Below are 15,919 nucleotides of genomic sequence, written 5' to 3'. Positions count from 1 at the left end.
CTCCGCCTTCGTCGCTGCCGGCCGTCGAGTGGACCGCATCCGGACGCGGGCGGTCGCCGCGCCGGACCGTCCGGCCGGGATGATGGAAGATCAGGATTCCTCGATGGGGAACCGGGCTCATCATGTCACCGGCGATCTTCGTCCGCCGATCCCCGAATCGTGCCGCCGGTCGATTCTTTCGGTGTCGAGCGCTGCACGTTCGGCCAGTTCCTGAAGGGCGGTAAGAAATGTGATTGCGCCGGCTGGGCGCGCACTCGGGGCCGGTCTCCGGGGTGATGTCGCTCGTATCGGTCATCGGGAGCTTCCGCCACCTCGACACCACTGTGGAGGGATATGCCGGATGCGGGACACGGGCCACGGCCGGGTCGTGCCAACTGGTCATCTCGGCTGTTCGCGGCCGCGTTGACAGCGTGATCTTCAATGGAATACGGTTCGTGGCGAGGCTGGCGAGGTTTCCGGTCGCCGACAATCAGTGTGCGCGTTCCGGCACCAGCCCGCCGATTTCTCGCGATCAATTCGGCAATTGCTCCGGCGACCCCGCCGCTGTCGGATGTTCACGGTTCGCCGAAAACGCTTCCCCCGCTCGGCGCTTTGTGTCGGCATTTGACGCCCCGACGGTCGCCCACCGGTCACCACTCCGCTCTCCGCCGCCGCGCCGAGGGTGGAATCGATCATGGCGGACGCACCGGACGGCGCGGGACGGCCGAAAGGCGCGGCGGGGGCCCGGGCGGTAGGCGTCCGGCCGGCCGATCGGTGGAGCGGGGCCGCCGTGTGGCCGGAATTGATGACGAGCGGTCGATTACCGGTGCGGCGGCGTATCGCGAGAACTCCTTGCCTCCTACGGTGACGTCCGGCACGCGGACGGAGGGAAGTCGGGAGCCACCCGAGGGGCGCCGTCCGGGCGGACAGGGAGAGTTGTCTCGATGCGAGTTTGGAGTCGCGCGGTAGCGGTGCTCGCCGCCGGCGCGGTCGTGGTGGCGGGGGTGCCGGCACTGGCCGGCGTCGTCACCGTCACCGACGCCGGTGTCACCGGGCGCACCGGCGCCCAGGCGACGGGGGGCAGCGCCGCGCTCGGCGCCGCCCGGACGGTCGCCACCAGGGCGCAGGTCACGCCGGGGGACACCCGGCTGATGCCGAGCACGCCCCGCACCGACACGCCGCGGATCACCAACGGCGAGATCACCGACATCGAGGTGATCGGCAACCGGGTCTTCATCGCCGGCACGTTCACCTCGATCGCGAACGTCGGCGGCACGGCGATCGCGCAGAAGTCGCTGGCCTCGTACAACCTGGACACCGGCAAGGTGGACACCGGCTTCAAGCCGACCATCGACGGCGCGGTGGCGGCCGTCGAGGCGTCGCCGGACGGCACGTCGCTCTACATCGCCGGCTCGTTCAACACGATCAACGGCGTCACCAAGCGCAAGATCGCCCGGCTCAACCCGACCACCGGCGCGCCGGTGGCCGCGTTCACCGCGACCGCCAACGCGCGGGCGACCGCGCTGGCCGTGAGCCCCACCGCCGTCTACGTCGGCGGCCAGTTCGCCACCGTCAACGGCGTCGCCCGCAGCGGCCTGGCCGCGCTGAACCCGACCACCGGCGCCGTCGACACCGCGTTCGACCTGCCGGTCACCGGCGGCATCGGCGTCGGCGGCATGCTCACCGTGCAGCAGCTCAAGCTCACCCACGACCGCAGCAAGCTGCTGGTCGTGCACACCGGCCGCCAGATCGCCGGGCAGGACCGCTACGGCGTGGCCCTGATCGGTACGGCCAGCAAGGCGCTGCTGCCGTGGCGGACCCGACTGTGGGAGGACAACCTCTCCTTCGTCGGCGGCATCCAGCGCGTCTTCGCCGGTGACATCGCGCCGGACGACTCGTACTTCGTGGTCACCAGCGGCTCGGGCGGCGACCGGCCGCCGATCAACGACACCGCCATCGCGTACTCGCTGACCGGAAACGACCACGTCGAGCCGCTCTGGATCTCCCGGCACTTCGACAGCATCTACTCGGTCGCGATCACCGAAACCGCCGTCTACGTCGGCGGTCACTTCAGCTGGCAGGAGTCGCCCACCTCGAACGTGCCGTGGCCCGGGCTGGACAACGTCGGCTACGGCACCGGCCAGGGCCTGAGCGGCTACGGCCTCGGCGACCAGGTGGTCCGCCGCGACCACCTCGGCGCGCTGGACCCGCTCACCGGCACCGCGCTGGAGTGGAACCCCGGCTCCAACTCGTACGAGGGGGAGAAGGCGATGCTGGCCACCGCGCGCGGCCTGCTGGTCGGCGGCGACGGCAACGTCAAGGGCGGCAAGACGACCGGTCGGGTCGCGTTCTTCGACCTGTCCAAGGAGCCGGCGCCGTCGGCGCTGGACACCACGGTCACCACGCCGATCGAGGGCGCGGTGAAGCAGGCCGGCGAGTCGTTCGACCTGGGTGGCCAGGCGCTCGCCCCGGCCGGCGTGTCCAAGGTCCAGGTCGAGGTCATGGACCGCAACAGCGGCAAGTACCTCCAGGCCGACCTGACGACCTGGGGTGCGTTCAAGTCGCTGAACGCCACGGTCGCCGCGCCGAACGCCACGTCCACCACCTGGAAGCTCCCGGTGTCGCTGCCGGCCGGCGTCTACCAGATCCAGGCGAGGACGGTCGGCCGCGACGGGGCCGGCGACACCACCAAGGCGATCAAGAAGATCGAGGCGTTCCGCTTCGACGACCTGCCGCCGGCCACCCGGATCACCGCGCCGACCGCCGGCCTGATCGCCACCCAGAGCTTCGTCGCCACCGGCACCGCGACCGACGACAAGGGCGTCAGCTCGATGATCTACTCGTTCCGCACGCCGGACAACCGGTACCTGCAGGACGACGGCAGCGTCGCGGCGGTCTACAACACGTTCCGGGGCGAGCCGGACGTGCTCGGCGCGACGTCCGCCACCTGGCAGTACGAGGTGACGCTGCCGACCGAGGGGCAGTGGCGGATGACCGCCACCGCGGTCGACACGGCCGGACAGAGCGACCTGCGCGGCGACACCCGGGACTGGACCGTCTCGGCGACCGGTGTCCCGCCGACCGTGGCGATCACCGCGCCGGTGGCGATGACCCCGCCCACCGCCGCCGCGCCGCTGACCGTGGCGCCGGGCGCCACCGTCACGTTCGCCGGCACCGCCGCCGACGAGGACGCGCTGAAGTCGGTCGAGATCTACCTGCGCAACAACACCACCCGCGAGGCGCTGGCCGCGGACGGCACCTGGGGCGCCGACTCGGTCGCCGCGTACCACCGGATCTCGCCGACCAACCTCGACGCCGCCACGTTCGACTGGTCCTTCACCACGGTTCCGCTCACCCCCGGCGTCTACGACTTCCGGGTACGCGCCACCGACAGGCTCGGCCTGACCACGTCCAACACCAACCTGGGCCGGCTCACCGTCACCGCGCAGGTGCCCGGCGACGCGTTCCCGAACGGGCTGCTCAGCTTCACCGGGACCGACCAGAACGTCGACCGGCTGCACCTCGACCTGGCCGGCACGGCGACCGACGACAAGGGCGTCAAGGCCGTCCGGGTGGCGCTGCGCGACCTGGACACCGGCCGGTACGTCCAGCCGAACGGCACGATGGCCGCCGCGTTCGCCACGCTCGACGCGACGCTCGCCGCCCCGAACGCCACCAGCACCACGTTCACGCTCCCGGTCGACCTGCCCACGAAGGGCACCTACAGCGTCGAGGCGTGGGCGGTGGACACGGCCGGCCAGCAGGACGGCTCGACCAGTGGCGCCACCGCGAAGTACCTGGTCTACCCGGGTGACGCCGACCCGACGCTGGAGCCGAGCATCACGCCGGTCGAGGGCGAGGTCTACCCCGGTGGCCGGATCGTGGTGACCGGCCGGGCGGTCGACGACGTCGGCATGCAGAAGGTGGAATTGCAGATCACCAACGCCGCCGGGCAGGGCATGAACGCGGCCGGCACGTTCGGCCGGGCGGGCACCTGGATCGCGGCGTTCCTCACCAGCCCGGGTTCGCCGGGGTCGAACTTCGCGTACACGTCGCCGGTCGTGCCGGCCGGCACGTACACGGTGACGATCCGGGGCATGGACAACTACGGGCAGTACCAGCAGCCGGTCCGTACCGTCTCGGTGACCGTCACCGACTGATCCCGGTCGGCCGCGGGCCGGTCCGCGTCGGGTCCTCCCGACGCCGGGCCGGCCCGTCGCCGTCAGGGGCGGACGAGCCGCATCCCGGCGGTGCCCGGCCGGTCCATGGTGGCCAGCGCCGCGGGCGCGTCGGCCAGCCCGATGACGCCGGTGACCAGCTCGCCGGGGCGCAGCACCCCGGCGGTGACCAGCCGCAGCAGCTCGGGATAGGCGTGGGCGGGCATCCCGTGGCTGCCCCGCAACTCCAGCTCGTGGGCGATCACCAGGTCCATCGGCAGCGCCGGCCGGCCCTGCGCGGCGGGCAGCAGCCCGACCTGCACGTGCCGGCCGCGCCGGCGCAGGCCCTCGATCGAGGCGACGCAGGTCGCGTGGCTGCCCAACGCGTCGAGCGAGAGGTGGGCGCCGCCGCCGGTCGCGTCCCGGACCGCGGCGGCCACCTCGCCGGGTCCGCCGAGCGCGGACCCGTCCAGGCAGACCGCGGCGCCGCTGCGCCGGGCCAGCGCCAGCGCGGCGGGCACGACGTCCACGGCCACCACCCGGGCGCCGCTCGCCGCCGCGATCATCACGGCGGACAGGCCCACCCCGCCGCACCCGTGTACGGCCACCCACTCGCCCGCGGCCACCCGGCCCTGCGCGACCACGGCCCGGAACGCGGTGGCGAACCGGCAGCCGAGCGCGGCGGCGGTCCCGTCGTCCACCTCGTCCGGCAGCCGGACCAGGTTGACGTCGGCGTGCCGCACCGCCACGTACTCCGCGAACGAGCCCCAGTCGGTGAAGCCCGGCTGGGTCTGCCGCTCGCAGACCTGCTGGTCACCGACGAGGCAGGTGGGGCACCGCCCGCAGGCGCAGACGAACGGCGCGGTGACCCGGTCGCCCGGCCGCCAGCCGCGTACGTCGGCGCCGACCGCGGCGACGACACCGGCGAACTCGTGCCCGGGCACGTGCGGGAGCCGGATGTCCGGGTCGTGGCCCTGCCAGCCGTGCCAGTCGCTGCGGCACAGCCCGGTCGCGCCGACCCGGACGACCACCCCGTCGCGCGCCGGGGCGGGGTCGGCCACTTCCCGCACCTCGGGCCACGCGTTGAACTCCTCGAACACCACCGCCCGCATCCCACCATCCTCCCCCGCGCCTGATGTGCGGAGGGCAAGGGGCAGGGCGCATGTTGCGGGAAAGCGGCAGAAATATATTGATGCCGGCAAATCTTGACGCGTGTTCGTGTGGTGGCGCACGGTAAGGAAAGCGGCCGGTAGTGCAGGAGGCGGTCATGCGGTTGAATCCGTTCGCGGGAGCGTATCTCACCGACCCGGCCGGCGTCTGGGCCCGCCTGCTGGCCGCCGACGGCGGCGTGCACCACGACGAGGAACTCGGGTTGTGGCTGATCACCCGGCACGCCGATGTCCGGCGGGTGCTGGCCGACGCGCGGACGTTCGGCAACGCGCTCACGCTCGCCCCGGTGTACGACATCTGCCCCGAGGCGCTCGCCCTGGTCGCCGGCATCGACGCGCCACCCACCACCGCCGCGGCCGACCCGCCGGTGCACCCCCGTACCCGCCGGGCGCTGCGGGTCACGTTCGCCAACACCCCGGAACGGGTGGAGCAGCGCTACGGCCGGATCGTGCGTCGCCGGGTGGACGAGCTGGTGGCGCGGCTGGCCGCCCGGGCCGGCGACGAGGTCGACCTGGTCCCGGCGTTCACCGCCGAGCTGCCGCTGCTGGTGCTGCTCGACATCCTCGGCGTGCCGGCGGGCGACGTGCCGCGCATCCGGGCCTGGGCGGACGGGCAGATCGCCCTGATCTGGGGCAGCCCCGACCCGGCCGAGCAGGTCCGGCTGGCCGGCGGGCTGCTGGAGTTCTGGCACTACTGCCAGCACCTGGTGTGGCGCCGGCTGGACGGCGGCGGTGACGACTACGTCGCCGAGCTGCTGGCGTACCGGGGCGGCGACGACGAGGTGCTGACCGTCGCCGAGGCGTCGAGCATCGTGTTCAACCTGCTGGTGGCCGGGCACGAGACCACGGCCGGGCTGCTCGCCCACGCGGTGGACCGGGCGCTGTCCGAACCGGGCCGGTGGCGCTCGCTCGCCGAGCGCCCGGAGCGGGTCCCGGCGTTCGTCACCGAGACGCTGCGCTTCGCGCCCGCCATCGACGGCTGGCTGCGGGTCACCAACCACCCGGTCACGCTGGGCGGCGTGGCCATCCCGGCCGGGGCGCGCTGCCTGTTGCTGATCGGCGCCGCCAACCGGGACCCGGCGGTGTTCGGCCACCCGGACCGGTTCGACCCGGACCGGCCGGACGCGCACGACCACCTCTCCTTCGGTCACGGCCCGCATTTCTGCATCGGCGCGGCGTTGGCCCGGCTGGAGGCGGGCACCGCGCTCACCCGGCTCGCCGCGGCCCTGCCGGACCTGCGGCCGGCCCCGGGGCATCCCCGCGTCTTCCGGCCCAACCTGGCGTTCCGCGCGCACCGCGGGCTGCCGGTGACCGTCGCGCCGCCGGTGCCGACCGACCGCCGTCCGGTCGCGCGGCCGGTGGCGTGACCGGGCGAGGTCAGCGGACACGCAGCGCAGTCACGTCTTCACACCCGTACGCCGGTGGGTTAAGAATGACCCCCTGCGAACGCCCAGTCATCGCCCGTCCTCGATCTGCTGCCGATGCCGGTCCGGCGTCGCGAAGGTGAGCACATGGATCGCACGCCCGCGTCGAGCGCCGCTCCCTCCGCCGCCAGCCGCCAGTTCCGTGCCGAGCTGCGCCGCTGGCGGACCCGGCGTGGCCTGACCCAGCGGGCGCTGGCCGAGCGGGTGCGGTTCAGCCGGGAGACGGTCGCCGCGGTCGAGTCCGGCCGGCGGTTCGGCAGCCCGGAGTTCGCCGTCCGGTGTGACGAGGTGCTCGCCACCGGCGGGCGGCTCGCCGAGCTGTGGCCGCAGGTCGCCGCCGAGCAGTTGGCGGCGGACGGCCGGCGGGGGCCCCGGCTCGGCGAGGTGGACCCGGCCGGCCCACCGGCCGCGCGGCGCGATCCGCGCGATCCGCAGGCGGTGGTGGCGGCGATCGACGAGCTACGGGAACTGATCGGTCAGGTGCTCGCGCAGCCCGAACCGGAGGGCCCGCCGCCGCCGGCGGCCAACCGGCGCTGACCGGGGTCGATGCCTCGGTCGGGGGTTGCCGTCGGCGTCGCCGCCTCTGGGTACAGATGCTGGTACGGCCTGTTTGTACCACGGTCGGGTCTGGCCTCGGCGCGCGGCTTCCGGCGGAATGAGACGTGCAATCCGCAAGTGCAGATAGAAGTTTGCCGATCAGCGCGGGGAGTCAGCAGTGGCGTCGAGCACGAGGTCCCACGCGGCCCGACCCTACCCGCCCCGTCGCCGTCGGTGGCGCATCGGCGGCCGGATGCGCCTCATCGTGGCGGCCCCGCTCGTCGCCGTGATGGGCTTCGCCGGACTGGCGCTGACCGAGAGCGCCCGACAGACCGCCCGCGCCAGCGATCTCGGCCAGCTCGCCCAGCTCGGCGCCGAGGCGGGTGGCCTGGCCCACCGGTTGCAGCACGAGCGGATCGTCGCCGCCGACCTGCTCACCCGGGGCGCCCCCGACCAGCAGGACGCGTTCGCGGACGCCACCACCGCCACCGACGCGGCGGTCGCCGGATACCGCCGGCAGCGGGCCCGGATGCCCGCCGGCGCCGCCGCCGAACAGGCCATCCTGCCGCGGATCGACGCGGCGCTGGCCAACCTCGCCCCGCTGCGCGCGCAGGTCCGCACCGCCGAACGCGCCTCCGTCTCGGCGATGACGTTCAGCTACCGCATCGTCATCGCCGACCTGCTCGGTCTCCGGGAGAGCGTCACGCTCGGCGTGGTCGAGCCGCGGATCGCGGACGGCATCCGCGCCTCCGCCGCGCTGTCCAAAGTGGCCGAGGCGGTCGGTCAGCAGCAGGTGGCCGTGCTGCGCGCGGTCACCGCCGGCCAGGTGACGCCCGCGCTCCAGCAGGACATCACCGCCGCCCGGACCGGCGTCACCGAGGCGTCGCTGACCTTCCTGGCGCTCGCCCGGCCGGCCTGGCAGGGCTGGTGGGAGCAGGCCGGCAGCGGCGAGAACGCGCTGCGGCTGCAACGGCTCCTCGACCAGGTGGCCCGGACGGCAGCCGGCGACCGCCTCGAACTGGATCTCGGCACCTGGCTCACCGCCACCCAGCAGTGGGCGGTCCGCCTGGCCGAGCTGCGCCTGCGGGTCGACGGGGCGGTGCTCGACGACATCCGGGCCGCGCACGCGGACCAACGTCGCCGTACCGTGGTGGAGGCGGCGGCGGCCCTGCTGGCCCTGCTGCTCACCGCGCTGGTCACCTGGGCGGTGGCCCGCCAGATCACCCGGCGGCTGCGCCGGCTGCGGGACGCGGCCAACGCGGTCGCGTTCGAGCGGCTGCCCCAGGTGGTGGCCCGGCTCCAGGAGCCGGACAGCGCCTCGGTCGACCCGGACGACCTGGCCCGTCGCCAGGCCGTCGACGCGCTGGAGGTCTCCGGCGACGACGAGATCGGCGAGGTCGGGCAGGCGTTCAACGCGGTGCACCGGGCCGCCGTGCGGACCGCCGCGGAGCAGGCCGTGATGCGGGCCAACACGGCGGAGATCTTCATCCACCTGAGCCGGCGGGAACAGCGCCTGGTCGACGCCGTGCTGGCCCAGGTGGACCGCGTCGAACGGGACGAGACCGACCCGGACCGGCTGCACCAGCTCTACGCGCTGGACAACCTCGCCACCCGGATGGGCCGGATCAACGCCAGCCTGCTCGTGCTGGGCGGGGTGGGCGTCGGACGGGTCCGCCACCACGACGTGCCGCTGCCGCAGGTGCTCCAGGCCGCGCAGAGCCAGATCGAGCACTACGCCCGCATCCGTCTCGGCCTGGTCGACGGCGACGTCGCGGTGGCCGCCGAGTCGGTCGACGAGGTGGTGCACCTGCTGGCCGAGCTGATGGAGAACGCCACCGGCTACTCGCCGCCGGCGACCGAGGCGTGGGTGACCGGCCGGAGCCTCGGCGACCGGGTGATCGTGCAGATCAGCGACGAGGGCGTCGGCCTGCCCCCGCACCGGCGGCAGCAGCTCAACGACCTGCTCGCCCAGCCGCCCGCCATCGACGTGGCCACCGTGCGGGCGATGGGACTGGTCGTGGTGGGGCAGCTCGCCACCCGGCTGGGCGCCGCCGTGCAGCTCCGGTCCGGGCCGCGGCGCGGCACCATCGCCGAGGTGGCCCTGCCGGCCGCGCTGCTCCGGCCGCTGCCGCCCGAGGAGTTCCTGCTCACCCCCGAGCGACCGTCCCGCCGGGCGGCCCGCGCCACGGTCGCGTCCCCGGTCGTGCCGGCCACCGTCGTGCCCGCCGGCGCGCGGCCCGCTGTGGTGCCCGCCGGCGCGCGGCCCGCCCCGCAGCCCTGGGCCGGTGGCCCGGCCGCCGACCGGGCGCTCCCGGTCGCTCCGGTGTTCCAGCCGGCGTCGTCGGCCGCCGCCGACGCCCCCACCGAGGAGCTGATCATCTTCGACCAGGTCAACCACTGGTTCCAGGCCGACCGGCCGGGCGACGCCGCGTCCTGGGCCGGCCCGGCGGACGACGCCTGGCGCACCGCGGCGCGCGCCGACGAGCCCCGGGTCGCCGGCACCACCACGTCCGGGCTGCCGCGCCGGCAGCCGCAGGAGCACCTGGTGCCCGGCGGTGTCCCGGCGCCCCGGCAGGCCACCGAGCACCGGGACCCGGCGCGGGTGGCCACCGCCATGGCGGCGTACGCCCGCGGGGTCGCCGGCCGCCGGACCAACCTGATCACCAACTGACCCGACAGGGAGTGCACGTGACCGACCACCAGGATCTCGGCTGGCTGCTGGACGCGTTCGCCGAGCGCGCCGCCGAGGTCACCCACGCGATCGCCATCTCCAGCGACGGTCTGATGGTGGCCGCCACCCGCGGCCTCCCACCGGACCGGGCCGACCAGTTGGCGGCCACCGGCAGCGGGCTGGTCAGCCTGCTGCGCGGGGCGGCGGCGTTCTTCGACGCCGGCGCGGTGATCTCCAACGTCACCCAGCTGGAGGGCGGCTTCATGTTCTCCATGGCGTTCAACGACGGCGCCTCCCTGCTCGTGCTCGCCGATCCGCGGTGCGACGTCGGCAAGGTCTCCTACGAGATGGCCGAGTTGGCGAACCGCATCGGCGACGCGCTCACCCCCGCGGCCCGGGCGGCCCTGAGCCGCAGCCGCTGACCGCCGGCGTCCCGCCGGACTCCGCACCCCTGACACCAGGAGAGACACCATGTCCCTGACCCTGACCCGGCGCAGCCGTGTCCGCACCGCGGCGCTGCTCGCGCTCGTCCTGCTCGCGGCGCCCGCCTGCGCCGACGACGGCCCGGCCGCCGGTCCCGGCGGCACCGTCAAGATCGGCCTGCTCGCCTCGCTCTCCGGCACCTACCAGTCGGTCGGCAAGGACATCCGCGACGGTTTCCAGCTCTACCTGTCCGCGCACGACGGCAAGCTCGGCGGGCGGACCGTCGAGCTGGTCGTCGCCGACGAGGGCAACGGCGCGGCCACCGCCGTGCCCGCCGCCACCAAGCTGCTCAAACAGGACCGGGTGGCGGCGCTCACCGGCATCGTCGGCGGCGGCTCGGTGGCCGCGGTCCAACCGCTGCTCACCGAGACGAAGGTGCCGTTCGTCGGCTCCAACGGACGGCCGGAACTCAAGGACGTGTCCCGGGTCTGGCACACCTCCTACCTCTCCGACGAGCCCGGCGAGGCGATCGCGGCGCACGTGCGCGAGGACGTCAAGGGCAGCGTCTACGCGATCGGCCCGGACTACCAGGGCGGCTGGGACGAGCTGCGGGGCTTCACCGAGGCGTACGCCAAGGCCGGCGGGAAGCTCGCCAACCCGGACGGCAGGACCACGTTCACGCCGTTCCCGGCGACCACCAACTTCACCCCGTACTTCGCCCGGATCAAGGCCTCCGGCGCGGACGCGGTCTACACGTTCTACGCCGGCAGCGCCGCCGTCGACTTCGTCAAGCAGTACGCCCGCTCGGAGATCAGGGACGTGCCGCTCTACGCCGCCGGCTTCCTGACCGAGGGCGGTGTGCTCGACGCGCAGGGCGACGCCGCGCGGGACATCTACTCGGTGCTGAACTACTCACCGGACCTGGACAACGCGGAGAACCGGGCCTTCGTGGCCGCCTGGAAGGCCGAGCACGACGGCTCCCCGACGACGTACGCGATGGCCTCCTACGACGCGGCGGCGGTGCTGGACCGGGCGATCGCGGCGGCCGGCGACGACGCCACCCCGGACCGGATCAACGCGGCCATCGGTCAGCTCGGGCAGATCGCCAGCCCGCGCGGCACCTGGCAGTTCTCGCCGACCACCCACGCCCCGGTGCAGAAGTGGTACCTGCGTCAGGTCCGCCCGGACGGCCGGGCGCTGTCCAACACCGTGGTCGGCGACCTCGCCACCGTGGGCGGCTGAGACGTGCCGGTCGACCCGTACGTCGTCCCGGCCGTGGACGGGGTCGCCTACGGGCTGCTGGTGTTCGTCGCCGCGTCCGGGCTGGTGCTCTGCTTCGGCGTGGCCGGCATCCTGAACCTGGCCCACGGCACGCTGTTCGCGGTCGGCGGCTACACCGCCGCCGCGCTGCTGGACGGTGGCTGGGCCAGCCTGGCGCTCGCGCTAGCGGTCGGTGTGCTCGCCGCCACCGCCGCCGGTGCGCTGGTCGCGGTGCTGCTCACCCGCGTCGCGGCGGCCGGGCACCTCAGCCAGGCGCTCGTCACCTTCGGCGTCGCGCTGGCCGGCGGCAGCCTGCTGGTGGCCGCGTTCGGCCCGGACGACCCGCCGGTCCGGGTACCGGCCGCGCTGGACGGGTCGGTGGCGGTGGCGGGGCACCGCTACGCCGCGTACCGGCTGGTCTTCATCCTGGTGGCCGCGTTGCTCGCCGGCCTGCTGCACCTGGTGGTGCGTCGCACCCGGGCCGGCATGCTGGTGCGGGCCGCGGTCGACGACGCCGAGATGGTCGCCATGCTCGGGGTGAGCCCGGCCGTGGTGCGGGTCGGCGTGCTGGCCGCGGCCGGTGCGCTGGCCGGGGCCGCGGGCGTGCTCGGCGCGCCGATCATCGGTCCGGGGCCGGGCACCGCCGACGCGGTGCTGCTGCTCTCCCTGGTCGTGGTGGTGCTCGGTGGCCTCGGCTCGATGAGCGGCACGCTGCTCGCGGCGCTGGCGGTCGGCCAGATCCAGACGCTCGGCGTGGCGCTCGTCCCGTCGGCCGCCCCGTTCCTGCTCTTCGCCGCCATGGCGGTGGTGCTCGCGGTCCGGGCGCGCGGCCTGGCCACCGCCCGGCGGGCGACATGAGGGACCGGGCCGTGCGGGCGCTGCGCGTGGCCGTCGCCGTGGCGGTGCTGGTCGGCCTGGTCGCCGCGCCCTGGACGGTGGACGACTACACCGTGGCGTTGCTGGCCCGCACGCTGGCGTTGGGCCTGGTCGCGGTGAGCGTCGCGCTGCTGACCGGCGTCGCCGGGCTGCCCACGCTCGGCCAGACCGCGCCCTACGCGGCCGGCGCGTACGCCGGCGCGGTGGTCGGCGGCCAGCTTTCCGACGTCGGGCCGGTGCACCTGCTCGTCGCGGCCGGGGCGGGGGCGGCGTTGGCCGTGGTGGCGCTGCCGCTGGTGCTCCCGGCCCGTGGCGTGGTGCTCCTGATGATCACGCTGGCGGTCGGCGAGCTGGCGGTGGTCCTCGCCGGCCGGTGGACGTCGGTGACCGGCGGCACGGACGGTCTCGCCGGCATCGCCGCGACCCGGCCGCTGTGGGGGCTGCCGGTGCTGGCCACCGACCGGGCCCGCTACCTCTACACGCTGGTGGTGGTGGCGGTGCTGGCCGGCCTGGTGCTGCTGGTGCTGCGCGGCCGGGTCGGGCTGCTGCTGCGGGCCGGCCGGGACGACGAGGCGCGGCTGCGGGCCAGCGGACACCGGGTGGCGGCGCACGTGGCCGGCGTCCACGTCGCCGCCGGCGCGATCGCCGGTGCCGCCGGCTCGCTGCTGGTCACCGCGCAGCAGTACGTCTCGCCGGCCGACTTCGGGTTCGACACCTCCGCGTTGCTGCTGCTCGGCGTGGTCGTCGGCGGGACCGCCTCGGTCGGCGGCGCGCTGGTCGGCGCCGTGCTGGTGGTCGCCGCCCGGGACTGGCTGTTCGGCGCGTTGCCCGGGCAGGCGCCGCTGGTGCTGGGCCTGGCCTTCGTCGTGGTCGCGCACCTGCTGCCCACCGCCCGTCGCACCCGGCGGGCCGGGCGTGCACGGCCGCCGTCCGCCCCGGACGACGCGCGTCCCGGCGACGCCCGCCGGCCACCCGCCGTGACCGGGGTACGCGCATGACGCCGCTGCTCACCGCCGAGGCGGTCACCGTGCGGTACGGGTCGTTGACCGCGCTGGACGGCGTCGACCTGCGGCTGCCGCTGGGGCAGCGGCACGCGCTGATCGGGCCGAACGGCGCGGGCAAGACCACGCTGCTCGACGTGGTGGCCGGCGCCACCCGGCCGGCCGCCGGCCGGATCAGGCTGGGCGGGCACGACGTCACAGGGCTCGGGCCGGCCGCCCGGGCCCGGCGCGGCCTCGGCCGGATCCACCAGCGTCCCGCCGTCTGGGGTTCGCTGACCGCCCGGGAGAACGTGCTGGTCGCCGCGCTGCCCCGGCGGGCCGGCCGGTGGCAGCCGGCGGCGCGGCGGCGGGCGGCCGGGCGTACCGCGGACGCGCTGCTGGACCGGGTCGGCCTCGGCGACCTCGCCGCGACGCCGGCCGGGCAGTTCGCCCACGGGCAGCGCCGGCAACTGGAGATCGCGGTGGCGCTGGCCGGGCGGCCCCGGCTGCTGCTGCTCGACGAGCCGGCCGCCGGGCTGTCCGCGGCGGAGGTCGGCTGGCTGGTGGAGTTCCTGCGCGGGCTGCCCCGCGCGGTCGCGGTGCTGCTGGTCGAGCACCGGCTGGACCTGGTCTACGCGCTCTGCGACACGGTGACCGTGCTGCGCGACGGCCGGACGCTCGCCACCGGGTCGCCCGCCGAGATCCGCGCGTCCGGCCCGGTCCGGGAGGCGTACGCGGAGGGAGTGACGTGATGCTGCGCATCGACCGGCTCTGCGCCGGCTACGCCGGTGGCACCGTGCTGCACGAGGTGAGCCTCGACGTGCGGCCCGGCACGGTGCAGGTGGTGGTGGGCCGCAACGGCGCCGGCAAGAGCACGCTCGTGCACTGCGTGGCCGGCCTGGTCCGGCCGCACGCCGGGCGGATCGAGCTGGGCGGCGTACCGGTCACCGGCCGGCAGCCGCACCGGATCGCCCGCGCCGGGGTGGGGCTGGTGCCGCAGGGCCGGCGGGTCTTCTCCCGGCTGACCGTGGCCGAGCACCTGGTCCTGGCCGCCGCGCCGTGGCGGGCGGCGACGCCGGGCGGCGAGGGCTGGACGGTCGCCCGGGTGCTGGAGCTGCTGCCCCGGCTCGCCGACCGGCTGCGACACCGCGGCGACCAGCTCTCCGGCGGCGAACAGCAGATGCTGGCGATCGCCCGGGCGCTGCTCGGCCAGCCCCGCGTGCTGCTGCTCGACGAGCCGTGCGAAGGGCTCGCACCGGACCTGGCGCTGCGGGTCCGCGACCTGGTCCGGTCGCTGGCCGGGGCCGGGCTGACCGTGCTCCTGGTGGAGCAGCAGATCCGGCACGCGGTCGAGGTCGCCGACCGGGTCGCGGTGCTGGAGTACGGCCGGGTGGTCTACGACCGGCCGGCCGACGAGGCCCGGGCCGACCCGGGCGCGGTGGCGGCGCTGCTCAGCGTCGCCGCGGTCGCGGAGCCACCGGCTCCCCGGCCCCGGCCCGGGCTGCCCACGCCCTCGGGCCCGTGAACCGACCGACCGCGAACACAGGAATGAGGAACGATGCCGACCGACGTCCCCGAGACCGCGTCCGCCCCCGGGACCGACTACGCCTTCGACACCGGCGCCGCCGACGCGGTGCCCCAGCTGCACGCGCTCGAAGCCTTCCTCGACCCGATCACCACCGGCCGGCTCGCCGCGCCGCTGCTCGCCCCCGGCGTCCGGTGCTGGGAGGTCGGCGCCGGCGGCGGCTCGATGGCCCGCGCCATGGCCGCCGCCGTCGGCCCGACCGGCCGGGTGCTCGCCACCGACCTCGACCTGACGCACCTGCGGCCGGCCGGCAACCTCGACGTCCGCCGGCACGACGTGCGCCGGGAGCCGCCGCCGGGGGACGGGTTCGACGTGATCCACGCCCGGCTGGTGCTGCTGCACCTGCCGGAGCGGCGCCGGGTCCTGCGCACGCTGGCCGGCGCGCTCGCCCCGGGCGGGTGGCTGGTGGTCGAGGAGTTCGACTGCACCGCGCCACTGCGGGTGCTCACCGCGCCGAGCGACGACGCGGCGAAACTCTTCGCCCAGGTCACGGACGCGATGCTGAGCATCCTCCAGAGCCACGGCGCGGACCTGGCCTGGGCGCAGGACGTGCACGCCGAACTGGCCGCCGCCGGCCTGGTCGACGTCGACACCGTCAGCCACGCGCAGAGCTGGGCGGGCGGCTCGCTCGGCATCTCGCTCTACGGCACGAACTCCCGTCAGCTCGAACCGGAACTGCTCGACGCCGGGCTGTCGCCGGGCCAGCTCGACGCGTTCCGCCGGCTGCTGCGCGACCCCGGGTTCGCGGCGATGTCGTACCAGTTCGTGTCCAGCCGGGGCCGGCGTCCGGGTCCGGTACGGCGGTGACGCGCGGGCCTCGGCGCAGCGGGCTCCCCGCCGAGGCCGGCGCCACCCGGT

At 75.2% G+C, this 15,919-nt stretch carries 12 protein-coding genes; 11 read left to right on the top strand and 1 reads right to left on the bottom strand.

The genetic code is table 11. From position 1 onward, the window contains the following. The first annotated feature begins 923 nt into the window (after positions 1–923). Positions 924–4,139 (top strand): Ig-like domain-containing protein, encoded by a 3,216-nt coding sequence (locus tag ACLQ2W_RS16795; protein WP_425787228.1) that lies wholly within the window; start codon positions 924–926, stop codon positions 4,137–4,139. A 62-nt stretch (positions 4,140–4,201) separates the two neighbouring features. On the opposite strand, the gene ACLQ2W_RS16790 is transcribed toward ACLQ2W_RS16795, so the two are convergent. Continuing rightward, positions 4,202–5,248: a zinc-dependent alcohol dehydrogenase family protein gene (locus ACLQ2W_RS16790; protein ID WP_425787227.1), complete on the bottom strand. Its 1,047-nt coding sequence runs from the start codon at positions 5,246–5,248 to the stop codon at positions 4,202–4,204. Between the two features lie 155 nt (positions 5,249–5,403). On the opposite strand from ACLQ2W_RS16790, the gene ACLQ2W_RS16785 reads away from it, so the two are divergent. The 10 genes from ACLQ2W_RS16785 (at position 5,404) to ACLQ2W_RS16740 (ending at position 15,868) form a co-directional block, all read left to right on the top strand. After that, positions 5,404–6,672, top strand: a complete 1,269-nt coding sequence (locus tag ACLQ2W_RS16785; RefSeq protein ID WP_425787226.1) for a cytochrome P450 — start codon at positions 5,404–5,406, stop codon at positions 6,670–6,672. Positions 6,673–6,816: 144 nt separating this feature from the next. After that, a complete protein-coding gene (locus ACLQ2W_RS16780; protein WP_425787225.1) occupies positions 6,817–7,266 on the top strand; it encodes a helix-turn-helix transcriptional regulator in 450 nt (149 codons plus the stop codon). A gap of 253 nt (positions 7,267–7,519) precedes the next feature. Next, positions 7,520–9,937, top strand: coding sequence for a nitrate- and nitrite sensing domain-containing protein (locus tag ACLQ2W_RS16775; RefSeq protein WP_425787224.1), 2,418 nt, complete (start codon positions 7,520–7,522; stop codon positions 9,935–9,937). A 17-nt stretch (positions 9,938–9,954) separates the two neighbouring features. Next, positions 9,955–10,359 (top strand): roadblock/LC7 domain-containing protein, encoded by a 405-nt coding sequence (locus ACLQ2W_RS16770; RefSeq protein ID WP_107156703.1) that lies wholly within the window; start codon positions 9,955–9,957, stop codon positions 10,357–10,359. A gap of 49 nt (positions 10,360–10,408) precedes the next feature. Continuing rightward, positions 10,409–11,602 (top strand): ABC transporter substrate-binding protein, encoded by a 1,194-nt coding sequence (locus ACLQ2W_RS16765; RefSeq protein WP_425787223.1) that lies wholly within the window; start codon positions 10,409–10,411, stop codon positions 11,600–11,602. Between the two features lie 3 nt (positions 11,603–11,605). Continuing rightward, positions 11,606–12,478 (top strand): branched-chain amino acid ABC transporter permease, encoded by an 873-nt coding sequence (locus ACLQ2W_RS16760; RefSeq protein ID WP_425787222.1) that lies wholly within the window; start codon positions 11,606–11,608, stop codon positions 12,476–12,478. Between the two features lie 11 nt (positions 12,479–12,489). Continuing rightward, entirely contained in the window at positions 12,490–13,494 is a 1,005-nt protein-coding gene (locus tag ACLQ2W_RS16755; protein ID WP_425787221.1) for a branched-chain amino acid ABC transporter permease, read from the top strand. Continuing rightward, positions 13,491–14,228: an ABC transporter ATP-binding protein gene (locus tag ACLQ2W_RS16750; protein ID WP_425787220.1), complete on the top strand. Its 738-nt coding sequence runs from the start codon at positions 13,491–13,493 to the stop codon at positions 14,226–14,228. The genes ACLQ2W_RS16755 and ACLQ2W_RS16750 overlap by 4 nt, the downstream gene beginning before the upstream one ends. Next, on the top strand, positions 14,228–15,001 hold the full coding sequence (locus tag ACLQ2W_RS16745) for an ABC transporter ATP-binding protein (RefSeq protein WP_396770618.1): 774 nt from the start codon (positions 14,228–14,230) through the stop codon (positions 14,999–15,001). Before ACLQ2W_RS16750 ends, ACLQ2W_RS16745 begins: the two co-directional genes overlap by 1 nt. Positions 15,002–15,034: 33 nt before the next feature. Next, the gene (locus tag ACLQ2W_RS16740) at positions 15,035–15,868 is read left to right on the top strand and encodes a class I SAM-dependent methyltransferase (protein ID WP_425787219.1); all 834 of its coding nucleotides are present in this window, start codon (positions 15,035–15,037) and stop codon (positions 15,866–15,868) included. Positions 15,869–15,919: the final 51 nt, after the last annotated feature.

The sequence above is a fragment of the Micromonospora sp. DT227 genome (genome assembly GCF_049841835.1).
Taxonomy (GTDB): domain Bacteria; phylum Actinomycetota; class Actinomycetes; order Mycobacteriales; family Micromonosporaceae; genus Micromonospora.
Note: the sequence above shows the minus strand (reverse complement) of the source record. Positions and strands in the feature narration are given on the sequence as shown.

Coding starts and splice junctions, on each gene's coding strand:
- ACLQ2W_RS16790 (WP_425787227.1), bottom strand. CDS start 5,248: ATGCGGGCGGTGGTGTTCGAGGAGTTCAACGCGTGGCCCGAGGTGCGG.
- ACLQ2W_RS16795 (WP_425787228.1), top strand. CDS start 924: ATGCGAGTTTGGAGTCGCGCGGTAGCGGTGCTCGCCGCCGGCGCGGTC.
- ACLQ2W_RS16785 (WP_425787226.1), top strand. CDS start 5,404: ATGCGGTTGAATCCGTTCGCGGGAGCGTATCTCACCGACCCGGCCGGC.
- ACLQ2W_RS16745 (WP_396770618.1), top strand. CDS start 14,228: ATGCTGCGCATCGACCGGCTCTGCGCCGGCTACGCCGGTGGCACCGTG.
- ACLQ2W_RS16780 (WP_425787225.1), top strand. CDS start 6,817: ATGGATCGCACGCCCGCGTCGAGCGCCGCTCCCTCCGCCGCCAGCCGC.
- ACLQ2W_RS16765 (WP_425787223.1), top strand. CDS start 10,409: ATGTCCCTGACCCTGACCCGGCGCAGCCGTGTCCGCACCGCGGCGCTG.
- ACLQ2W_RS16775 (WP_425787224.1), top strand. CDS start 7,520: ATGCGCCTCATCGTGGCGGCCCCGCTCGTCGCCGTGATGGGCTTCGCC.
- ACLQ2W_RS16740 (WP_425787219.1), top strand. CDS start 15,035: ATGCCGACCGACGTCCCCGAGACCGCGTCCGCCCCCGGGACCGACTAC.
- ACLQ2W_RS16750 (WP_425787220.1), top strand. CDS start 13,491: ATGACGCCGCTGCTCACCGCCGAGGCGGTCACCGTGCGGTACGGGTCG.